We start from the raw sequence: 11,370 nt of genomic DNA on the forward strand, positions 1-11,370 counted from the left end.
TTTCAATCATTGGCGCGGATCCTGATAGTGGGAAAAACTCCCGATTTCCGATAACAGTTCCACGATCGTCGCATCCCCTAAGCCCGGAACTGTTTTGAGCCATTCGTATTCCACGGATGTTTGCACAAGTTCCGTCAGTTGCTCATTCAGTGCCTCGATTTCTTCCTCTAATTGGCGGTACCGGCGGACAAGTGTGGCGATTTCGATACGGGCCATCTGTTGTCCTTCCGTTACGCCAATGGAGTGTTGGGCCAGTTCCATCAGCTTCTTCGCTTTCGGCTTTTGTGGCGATTGTAATCCCTCGCTTTGCCGGTAAAGGATGAGAACCTCTTCGATCTCTTTCCCTGCTAAATCCGACGGAAACGGCGTCTGTTCCAGCGCAGCGAGCGCCATTTTCCCAAACGACGGAAAGACTTGCGTAAATTCCGGAAAATACCGATCGAGCCAGCGAATCATCTGATTTCGAACCGCCCCCTGCTCTTCCACGAGTTTGGATCGAAACGTCGCTCCCACGCGTAGCTCCGCCTCCATCCCTTTCAGAATACGCGGATAGCTGAATCGGCCGTCTTTCACTAACCGGGCAATGACGAGCGCATCTTTCGCATCATGTTTGGTTGGAAGGTTATCGTCCAGCTCTTTGGAGCGTTTCACGTGCATCGGGTTTGTCATCACGAGAGGAAGGCCCTTCTCGTCAAGAAAGTAAGCGAGATTGAGCCAATAATGTCCCGTTGGCTCGATGCCAACGATCACTTCCGTTTTTTCAAATTCCTCCATCGCTTTCACGATGGACTGGTACAACCATTCCAACCCTTCTCTGGATTGCGGAACGGGAAACGATTTTTTTAGCACCCTCCCTCGCTCATCCACAAAGCAGGCATAATGCTTCTTTTTCGCGATATCCATGCCAACGACGAGCGTTTGATCGGTGACTTGATTAATCTTCTTGTTTGAGATAGAATTCATGTATAGTCCTCCTTGGTATCCAAATTAGGGGTCAATTCGTGCGATTGACACCCCCGAATCATACCAAGAGGGCTTTTTTTATTCAAGTCCCCGAAAAACCTTCTAACAGGAATGCTCCTTTCAGTCATGTAATATTGTATGAAACGTTCAATTATAGTCCTTGAAATCCCTACCTCTTCGCAATTTTCAAGTACCTTATTTATCCAAATATTGTTTGTATTCCGTTGCATTCAGTTGAACCTCCGTAAATTACCGAGACGTTCTTCATGTGAAGTAAAAAAGCCGCGACACATTGTTATCTCATAATTGGATAACATCATGTAACCGCGGCTCTCGCTTGTTATTGGTTACTGAGTATTTTGTTGAAATAACCGGTTAATTCGTAAAACATTATATCTAGGGAGGATTATTATTTTAAGCCTCGTAAAAACTTTTTTAAATATATCATTTACAACTTTAATAGTTGCATGAATAGTTATCTGAAAGATTCTTTTATACCAAAAAAAGAAGTGAAATTGTTCCGTTTTTGTGTAAAAAAAACGGTAATCTTGTAACGTATATAGAGTAAGAACGTCGTGTAGTTCCTTGTATGTTAAATGTATTTGAGGGAAATGAGATATATTGTAAAATTTATGCTAAAATAGTACTATATATCTTTTTGGACGATAATGTATTTCCAAATATTTATTAAGTATTAGAGTAATTGAGCCAAGAAATATGTATTGGTGAGGTGTGTATATGTCGCAAAATTTTCGCTTTTTAGAAGAAAAATGGGAAGTTCTCGCCCGTGTTGGGGAAACGGCAGAACGAAATGTCTATCAAAATCCAAATGTGGCGATAAGTGAACTTAGAAAATTTGCTGAAACTATAACAAAATATATTTTAGCGTTAGAAGAAATAAAGGAAGAACGCAGAACTGATCAACAGGAGCGTCTGAGAATTCTTTTTTATGAGCAAATTCTGCCGAAGGAAATATATGACTTATTTACGGTCATTCGTTTGAAAGGGAATCAAGCGGTACATAATCCGAGCTATGGTGAAGTAAATGAAGCCAAAGTTTTATTACATATGGCGTTTCGAATTGCTGTTTGGTTTATGGAAGTGTATGGCGATTGGTCATTTCAAGCTCCAGAATATATCGAACCGACACCGCAAACATCTATATCAGAAGATGAATGGAACGATGTAGTTAAGTCATACGAAGAAAAGCTGGCTCATTTGGAAACAGAGCTTGAGAAGATACGCATAGAACAGATATATATAAGTAGTGAAGAGAAGCAAAAACGACGTGAATATTCACAACGGGCAGTCGCTAACTTTGAATTGACAGAGGCCGAAACCCGTATTCTCATTGACCAGCAATTGCGTGATGCTGGCTGGGAGGCTGATTTAGAAAAGCTGCGTTTCTCAAAAGGAGTTCGTCCGGAAAAAGGAAAAAACATGGCGATTGCGGAGTGGCCTTTAAAACATGGTTACGCTGATTATGCTTTATTTATTGGCCCCGAGCTAGTAGGGATCATTGAAGCGAAACGTGCTAGTAAAGATATCCCATCTGACATTGAGCAAGCAAAAGAATATGCAAAACTTGTTGTTCGGCATGGTCATGAAGTGATCCATGAGCCATGGGGAGATTACTATGTTCCATTTTTGTTCGCAACCAATGGCCGCCCCTTTTTAAAACAGCTAGAACAAAAGTCAGGCATTTGGTTTTTAGATGCGCGGAAATCAACGAATCACCCGCGACCACTTCAAGGATGGTACACTCCTCAAGGACTGAAAAATCTATTAGAAAAAGATACGGAACGTTCGGAACAATTTTTACGTGATGAAAAATTTGATTATCTTAAATTGCGAGACTATCAAGTCAAAGCTATTCAAGCGGTCGAAAATGCATTGGAAGAGAAAAAACGCAGCATTTTAATCGCCATGGCAACCGGAACAGGGAAAACAAGAATGGCGATTGGTCTCATTTATCGATTGATCAAAGCAAAGCGTTTTAATCGTATATTATTCCTTGTCGACCGAAAAGCTCTTGGAGAACAAGCGGAAAGCGCTTTTAAAGAAAGTAAGCTGGAAAATTTCCATACGTTCACTGAAATTTATAGCTTACAATCGTTATACGATCAAAAACCAGATGTTGAAACAAAAGTACATATCGCTACCGTACAAGGAATGTTAAAACGCATTTTCTACAACGAGAAAACAGAAGACATTCCATCGATTGATCAATATGATTGCATTATTGTCGATGAAGCCCATCGAGGCTATACACTAGATAAAGAGATGAATGACATAGAAATTGAAATAAGAGATCACAATGATTATGTAAGCAAATATCGAAAAGTACTTGATTACTTTGATGCCGTTCGCATCGGTTTAACAGCAACTCCTGCGCTGCATACTACAGAAATTTTTGGACCGCCGGTTTTCACTTATTCTTATCGTGAAGCAGTCGTCGATGGATATTTAGTCGACCATGAACCACCGTATCAATTTGAAACGGTATTAAAAAAGGAAGGAATTACTTGGGCCAAAGGTGAAAAGGTCGACGTATATGATACGGTTTCCGGCACAATTTCACAAGAGTACCTTGAAGATGAAGTGAATATTGAGGTTGCACATTTTAATACAAAAGTTATCACAGAAAGCTTTAATCGTGTTATTATACGAGAGTTGACGAATTATATTTCTCCGGACGATGAAGGCAAAACATTGATATTTGCAGCGACAGATGATCACGCAGACTTAGTCGTACGTCTTTTAAAAGAAGAATTTGAAAAAGTATACGGTGAAGTCGAAGACAATGCGATTATGAAAATTACAGGCTCCATTAAGGATCCATCAGGTGCGATTCGACGCTTTAAAAATGAAAAATATCCAACTATTGTTGTGACGGTGGATTTGCTAACGACAGGTGTCGATGTTCCAGCTATTACAAATCTCGTCTTCTTGCGCCGCGTTCGCTCGCGGATTCTTTATGAGCAAATGCTAGGACGAGCAACGAGAAGATGTGAAGAAATCCGAAAAGATCACTTTAATATTTTCGATGCAGTTGGAATCTATGAGTCTTTAAAACCATATACAAGCATGAAGCCTGTTGTCACTCGACCAAATATTTCACTGACTCAATTAGTAGAAGAATTAGAAGGTTTAGAAAAAGAAGAACACCTTCAACATCAACAAGAACAAATTATTGCCAAAATCCAACGAAAAAAACGCCAATGGTCAGAGAAGCAGCACCAAGACTTTAAAGTATTATCTGGTGGAAAAACAGTTGATGAATTTATAGATTGGGTAAAAAACTTGAATCCTGCTGAATTAACTGGACAGTTAAAAGAGTACAAATCGATGTTCCGTTATATCGATGAAAATCGCTATCGGGAAAATAAACAATATATTTCCACGCATGAAGACGAGCTTATCGGGGTCAAACGCGGATATGGAAATGCGGAAAAACCGGATGATTATTTACAATCATTTGGAGAGTTTATCCGAAACAATATGAACAAAATCCCTGCGCTAATGATTGTATGTCAACGTCCAACTGAATTAACGAGAGAAGAGTTAAAAAAATTGTTGCTTGAACTAGATCAGAAAGGTTTTTCCGAGAAAAAATTACAAGCAGCTTGGCGCGAGGCGAAAAATGAAGACATCGCAGCGGACATCATCGCCTTCATCCGCCAGCTGGCTTTAGGCGATCCGCTTATTAGTCATGAAGAACGAATTAAACACGCCATGAAGAAAATTTACCAAATGAAAGCGTGGCCGCCTGTTCAAAAGAAATGGCTGGAACGTATTGAAAAGCAATTACTGCAAGAATCTGTTCTTCATCCGGACCCTGAAAAGGCTTTTGAATATGAACCTTTTAAGAGCCGAGGAGGCTTTAAACAATTAAATCAAATTTTCGATGGACAATTAGCACAAATTGTTCGCGAAATTAATGATAATTTGTACAACTATCACCAAAAGAAGGAGCAAGCGTAGATGAACAACAGAGAAATCGTCCAAAAACTATGGAATTTATGTAACGTTCTTCGTGATGACGGCATTACGTATCACCAATACGTCACAGAGCTAACGTATTTGCTGTTCTTAAAAATGATGAAAGAAACCGGTCAAGAATATATGATTCCTGAAAAATATCGCTGGGATTCGTTAGTAGAAAAAGACGGGATCGAACTTAAAGAGCATTATCAACAGCTGTTGCTTGATTTAGGAAAAGAGGAAAATGAATTATTAAAACAAATTTATACAGATGCGACATCTAATATTAGAGAACCAAAAAACCTAGAAAAAATTATTCAATCGACCAATAACTTAGATTGGTACAATGCGAAGCAAGAAGGATTAGGGGATTTATACGAAGGGCTGTTAGAAAAAAACGCAAGTGAAGTAAAATCGGGAGCGGGGCAATATTTTACGCCTCGCGTCCTTATTGATGTCATTGTCGAACTTGTCAATCCCGAGGCGGGCGAACGCTGCCATGACCCAGCTGCGGGAACATTCGGCTTTATGATCGCGGCAGATCGCCATGTTCGTAAACAGACCGATGATTATTTTGACTTATCTCAAGAAGAAATTGAATTTCAAAAATACAAGGCATTTTCCGGTGTAGAGCTTGTCAGAGACACGCATCGTCTAGCGGTCATGAACGCGTTGCTTCATGATATTCATGGGGAAATCTTGTTAGGCGATACCCTCTCTTCACTAGGTGAAAGTTTGAAAAATTTTGATGTGATTTTAACGAATCCGCCTTTTGGAACAAAAAAAGGCGGCGAGCGGGCAACACGAACTGACTTCACCTTTACAACATCGAACAAACAGTTGAATTTCTTGCAGCATATTTACCGCGCTCTCAAGGCAAACGGCAAAGCTCGTGCCGCTGTTGTTCTTCCAGATAACGTCTTGTTTGAAGGCGGGGTAGGAGCCGACATTCGCCGTGATTTAATGGACAAATGTAATTTGCATACGATTTTACGCTTGCCGACAGGGATTTTTTATGCCCAAGGGGTAAAAACGAACGTCTTATTCTTCACCCGGGGAGTGTCAGATGTCGGTAACACGAAAGAAGTATGGGTGTACGATTTACGAACAAACATGCCTTCCTTCGGCAAACGGAATCCGCTAACGAAAGAACATTTTGAAGGATTTATCAAGGCCTATAAGGCAGAAGATCGCAGAAAAGTCAAAGACGAGCGCTGGAATGTGTTCACACGTGAAGAAATTACGAAAAAAGGCGACAGCTTGGATATTGGTTTAATTGCTGATGAATCCTTGTCCGTCTACGAAAACCTGCCAGACCCAATCGAATCTGCAGAAGAAGCGGTGGAAAAATTAGCACTAGCGATTTCGTTACTAAACGAAGTCATTGACGAGTTAAAAACTGTCGAACAACCGAACACCTACCAAACAGATTTTAAAGAAATGCTAAAAGTCGCAGAAACATCTGAGGTGCTTGAAAAATGAGCAAAAAGAAACAAAAATCGATGGAAGAACTATTGGAAGAAGCATTAGTGCCGGAAGAAGAACAGCCTTATAAAGTGCCGGAGAATTGGGTGTGGGTGAGATTAGGTAGTGTAATTAGTAGTGTAAAAGGAAAAAAACCAAAAGAATTATTAGAAACTAAGGAGAGTAAATCTATTCCATATGTCACAATAGATTATTTAACAAATGGTGTTACCGAAGAAACAAAATACGTTCCTGAACAAATATCCAAAGTTAGATGTAACAAAGAAGATATACTAATGGTTTGGGATGGCGCAAGGTCGGGATTTGTTGGAAGGGGGGGTGAAGGCGAAGTAGGCTCAACCCTTGCCAAAATAGAAAAGAGAAAATTTGACACAGGTTATCTTTATTACTTTCTTAAGTCAAAATATGAATATATTAATAACAATCATCGAGGAACTGGTATTCCTCATGTTAATCCTGAAGTATTATGGAATATTCCATTTCCGGTTTCGCCTCTAAACGAACAAAAACGCATTGCTCATAAAATTGAACAGCTTTTTACAAAAATTGATGAAGCAAAGCGGTTGATTGAGGAAGTGAAAGAGTCATTTGAACTTCGACGAGCAGCGATTTTGGATAAGGCATTTAAGGGACGATTAGGTACAAATGATCCTAATGAGAAGAGTATGCGTGAAACTTCTGATGAGATAAAAGAAAAAGATCTTATTCCAAAAGAAGAGCAACCGTATGAGGTGCCTAAGAATTGGGTGTGGGTAAAGCTTAAATCCTGTCTAAAAAGATTACAATATGGATACACGGCATCATCATCAACTTTAGAGGAAGGTCCGAAATACCTACGCATAACGGATATACAAAATGATAGTGTTGACTGGGAGACAGTCCCTCATTGTAAGATAGATGCAGATTTACTAGAAAAATATAAACTGAATAAAGGAGATATTGTTATTGCAAGAACAGGGGCAACGACTGGCAAAAGTTTTTTGATAGATGATGTACCTTCTTGTTCAGTTTTTGCTTCTTATTTAATTAGATTAACTACTAATGATGATTTGAATCCACGATATCTATGGAATTATCTAAAAAGTCCAATGTATTGGAAACAAATAACTGTTGTAAAAAAAGGAATTGCGCAGCCGGGAGCGAACGCCCAAATTATAGGGGGGCTTAGTGTTCCATTACCACCTGTCCACGAACAAAAACGCATTGCTGATAAGGTAGATATTTTATTAAGTAAATTAGAAACTGAAAAAGAAATGGTTTTAGAAGTTGAACAAAAACTTGATTTATTAAAGCAATCTATTCTTAACAAAGCCTTCCGTGGTGAACTGGGAACAAATGATCCAACAGAAGAAAGTGCAATCGAGCTTTTAAAGGAGGTTTTAAAATCCAAATAAAGGAATTTGAGTATACAAAAATTTTGTCACTTTTTAATCGGCTGATTCAAAAAATTGTAAAATAAGTACAACTTTTTTGTTACACCGTTCATATTTCTGAACGGTGTTTTGCTTTTTCAATGGACTTTTCCATTCCCTCTGAACGTACTCCCCTATTACCTCAACACACATCGAAAATGTTTCAAAGCTAGAAACAACCTCTAAATAGAGGCTGTTTTTGTTTTTAACACAACTTAAAATTGATTATAAAATTCCAAAAATGTAAATTATTTAACCAATGAAGTATATTTTGGGTAGTAATATATACTTAGATGTTAAGAGGGAGTTGAATACATGAGGGGGCTTAAAGAGCGTTTTAGGAAATTACGTGAAGCTCACGGTTTGTCCCAAATGGAATTATCTAATGAGCTAAAACTAGCTAATTCAATATTGCTACATAAGAAAAAAGGAGCCTAGTCTGCATGATTTAACACTAATAGTTGATTATTTTAATTATTCTTGGGGTGAAAAACAGTTTAAAGATTTGTTTGATGATATAGATTTGCTGAATAGCGAAGATACCCATTTATTTGGGAATATCTTATGCTTAACATCAAATTACATTGCGGGAATAAATACATAAAAACTAGAATTTTTCTCGGAAATTTGTTTGAAATTAATTTCTATAAATTGCATTATTGTTTTGTAAGAAGTGTGGTGGTTCACACTGTAAAGCAGATGTAATGGTTCCTCCAATTAAAGTCAAAACCATTGACTCTATCAGAAATTGGATAACTGTCCAAACTGCCATATCGCAAGACGATCGATACGTTTGATTTTAACGCACTGCCTTCCGTGGATGAGCGTCGGATTCGAGAGCTGCTTACCTTATCGTTTATTGATCGAAAGGAGATTATTCTTTTTCTCGGTCCGCCGAGGATTGGAAAGACGCATCTGGCTATTTCGATTGGAATGGAGGCGATCGCAAGAGGGTATAAAACGTATTTTATTACCGCCCATGATTCGGTCACTCAGTTAAGAAAAGCCGACCAGGAAGGAAAGCTGGAAAAAAAGCTTCGCATGTTTGTGAAGCCAACCATTCTCATTATTGATGAAATGGGGTACTTAAAATTGGCCCCAAACAGCGCTCATTACTTATTTCAGGTCATCGCCCGTTGGTATGAACATGCCCCGATTATCCTCACCTCCAACAAAAGCTTTGGGGAATGGGGAGAAGTTGTGGGAGACTCGGTATTGGCGACCGCGATGTTAGATCGATTACTGCATCATTCCATCATTTTCAACCTAAAGGGGGAAAGCTATCGATTACGGGAAAAGAGGCTCCAACAAGAAAAACAGAAGGATCAATGAGGTCCTTCTGGGGAATTTTGAAAAAAAATAATCGGCCTTGACAGAGTAAAATGTAACTTGATGTTCAATAATGAAAAAGATATGATGTATATAAAGAAAAGATGACAATAGTTGGGGAAACTAGAGGTATGTTTAATGAGGTACTTTATTGGTTATCATGGTACTAGCTCAGTCTTTGCTGAAAAAATTCTACGCACAAATTTTATCGTGGATCACACAAAAGTTGGCTGGTTAGGGACAGGTATTTACCTGTTTGAAGAAAATCAGGAATTAGCTCGTTCATGGGCTAATTATAAGTACTCTAATAGTAAAAAGGGAGTAATTAGGTGTGAAATAGAAATAGCGGAGGAAGAAGTATTTGATGTTGTAGATCCTCTAGGTGAACATAACAAATTTTTTCATGCTGTAAGAAAACAACTTATTGAACAAGAAATTAAAAAAAGAAATTTACAACTTTGAGCTAAAAACCGAAAGGATTTTGATGGAAAAACATACAATTTTATTTGTAAAGCCAAGCGATTTAAGTTAGTAAGAGCAGCAACATATACCTACCAAAATTATGACAGAATCTTTGGATTAAGTTCCAGAGTGCCAAATGGTGTTGAATTATGTATTAAGGACATAAATTGTATAAAAAACAAGCAGCTTGTATAGTGAGGTGGAAAGAAATGATGAACGCTGAATTAGAAGCAAAAAAGCTATTTGAGTCTTTATCGGATGAAGAATTAATACAATTGCTTCAAGAATCCGGCTTCGAAGTGATAAAAGGGAACGGTGAAGTTATTTATACAGAATCTAATGAGTATGTTAATGTTGTTAGTGGCAAGGTAACGGTCAAATTTAATCCGAAAAACCCAACGGCGGAAAAGCCAACAAAAATGGATTCTTTCCCTTTTGCTTGTTAATTTATGGTATAGGAGTATTCATGATGAAGGATGCAGTTAGTGTATTACGATTTCATACTTATTCTGTAGATGAAATGGTCTATCGTAGAAATTACGACTTCTTTTCAAGCGAGCAAGAAATTGAACTTGACTTTCATTTAGAGGCAAAAGCAATTCTCTCCGATGAGAATGATAAATCAATCATTATCTTGACCTGTGAGATCTTTAGCGATGATTTTGAAAAAAATAATGTTCCTTTTTATTTAAAGACAACCGTAAGAGGATTCTTTACATGTAGTGAGGAAGTAAACATTGAGGACTTTCAGTTTCATGGCATGGCCATTTTATTGCCGTACGTTAGATCAATCATAACAAGTTTTACTGCCCAATCAGGTATTAATCCAGTTATTTTGCCACCTATAAATGTATATAAGGTTTTTGGGAAATCAGAAACTGAATAACCCCTCAAATATTTAATAATATTGAGTTAAAACTAAATACGGGTCTAAGCATAACAAAAGAGTCAACCTTTGCTGTTGACTCTTTTGTTATTATATGTCAGTACACTCATATGGGTTTTATTTTGAAATTACCGTTTGTTATAGGTAGAAAATAAACAGAAGCATCAAATGTCGGGATTTATTCTTTATATTCGAGTTAAATGGAATCGTCTCCTATTTTCTTGTAGCGAAGAATAGCATTATTTTCCTTTCAACAATAGGTAACCTACTTTTATCAAAGAGATGTACAAAATACTATTTTCGACAGGAATATACTTTTTCCTCTGATACCTTTATTTTCAATTGCTTAGTTTTATAAAGTTTTATCAAGAGTTTATGAGAGTAGCTGTTTAATGCAAAATAAAACTTTAGCAAAATGCAAGATAAAAATTAAGCACTAAATTGGAAACAAAACAGGTTAGTTTTCTCACAAAATATAATTTCAGAAACACGGCTTTACCTGGAGTGGCGTGCATGGTAGGCTGGTTGCCTCTGCGAACTCCTTTTGTGCTGCGGACTTCGCAAAAGAATCCATGCACGCAGAGGCTCCATGTCAAGCCTTATAGGGTAAGATAATTAATATTGGTATATGGATTATATTTACTTTTGTGGAACATAAGGTGCTAAACTTTTTCATTGCATTTCGCTTAAATTTTTAGTTGCAGAAAACACAAAAGCCTTATAAATCAACGGTTTGTTCATGATTTTGTGGAGTATTGTAAATTAGCACATTATTTCAGAATCCCTTTTTCAAATTATTTCAGGCGGATTCGGAAATAATGTGCAAAATTTTTGCGGATTGTTCCGGAT

At 37.8% G+C, this 11,370-nt stretch carries 6 protein-coding genes and 2 pseudogenes; 7 read left to right on the plus strand and 1 reads right to left on the minus strand.

Features of this window, described 5'->3' with window-relative positions:
* Positions 1 to 9: 9 nt before the first annotated feature.
* A pseudogene (locus J2S06_RS15515) lies at positions 10 to 963 on the minus strand (IS110 family RNA-guided transposase); the annotation flags it as partial.
* 738 nt (positions 964 to 1,701) lie between these two features.
* Between J2S06_RS15515 and hsdR the strand changes: the two are divergent.
* The 7 genes and pseudogenes from hsdR (at position 1,702) to J2S06_RS15550 (ending at position 10,521) form a co-directional block, all read left to right on the plus strand.
* Positions 1,702 to 4,947: a type I restriction-modification system endonuclease gene (gene hsdR, locus J2S06_RS15520; protein ID WP_419152885.1), complete on the plus strand. Its 3,246-nt coding sequence runs from the start codon at positions 1,702 to 1,704 to the stop codon at positions 4,945 to 4,947.
* Positions 4,948 to 6,429: a class I SAM-dependent DNA methyltransferase gene (locus J2S06_RS15525; RefSeq protein ID WP_419152886.1), complete on the plus strand. Its 1,482-nt coding sequence runs from the start codon at positions 4,948 to 4,950 to the stop codon at positions 6,427 to 6,429. It abuts the gene before it with no gap.
* Positions 6,426 to 7,826, plus strand: a complete 1,401-nt coding sequence (locus J2S06_RS15530; protein WP_419152887.1) for a restriction endonuclease subunit S — start codon at positions 6,426 to 6,428, stop codon at positions 7,824 to 7,826. Before J2S06_RS15525 ends, J2S06_RS15530 begins: the two co-directional genes overlap by 4 nt.
* A 774-nt stretch (positions 7,827 to 8,600) precedes the next feature.
* Positions 8,601 to 9,176 (plus strand): annotated as a pseudogene (gene istB, locus J2S06_RS15535) (IS21-like element helper ATPase IstB); the annotation flags it as partial.
* 135 nt (positions 9,177 to 9,311) lie between these two features.
* A complete protein-coding gene (locus J2S06_RS15540; protein ID WP_419152888.1) occupies positions 9,312 to 9,635 on the plus strand; it encodes a hypothetical protein in 324 nt (107 codons plus the stop codon).
* A gap of 209 nt (positions 9,636 to 9,844) precedes the next feature.
* A complete protein-coding gene (locus J2S06_RS15545) occupies positions 9,845 to 10,081 on the plus strand; it encodes a hypothetical protein (protein WP_419152889.1) in 237 nt (78 codons plus the stop codon).
* 23 nt (positions 10,082 to 10,104) lie between these two features.
* Entirely contained in the window at positions 10,105 to 10,521 is a 417-nt protein-coding gene (locus J2S06_RS15550; protein WP_044747148.1) for a protein-export chaperone SecB, read from the plus strand.
* The last annotated feature ends 849 nt before the right edge of the window (positions 10,522 to 11,370 follow it).

This window comes from Bacillus alveayuensis, assembly GCA_030812955.1.
In the GTDB taxonomy this organism is placed as follows: domain Bacteria; phylum Bacillota; class Bacilli; order Bacillales; family Aeribacillaceae; genus Bacillus_CB; species Bacillus_CB alveayuensis.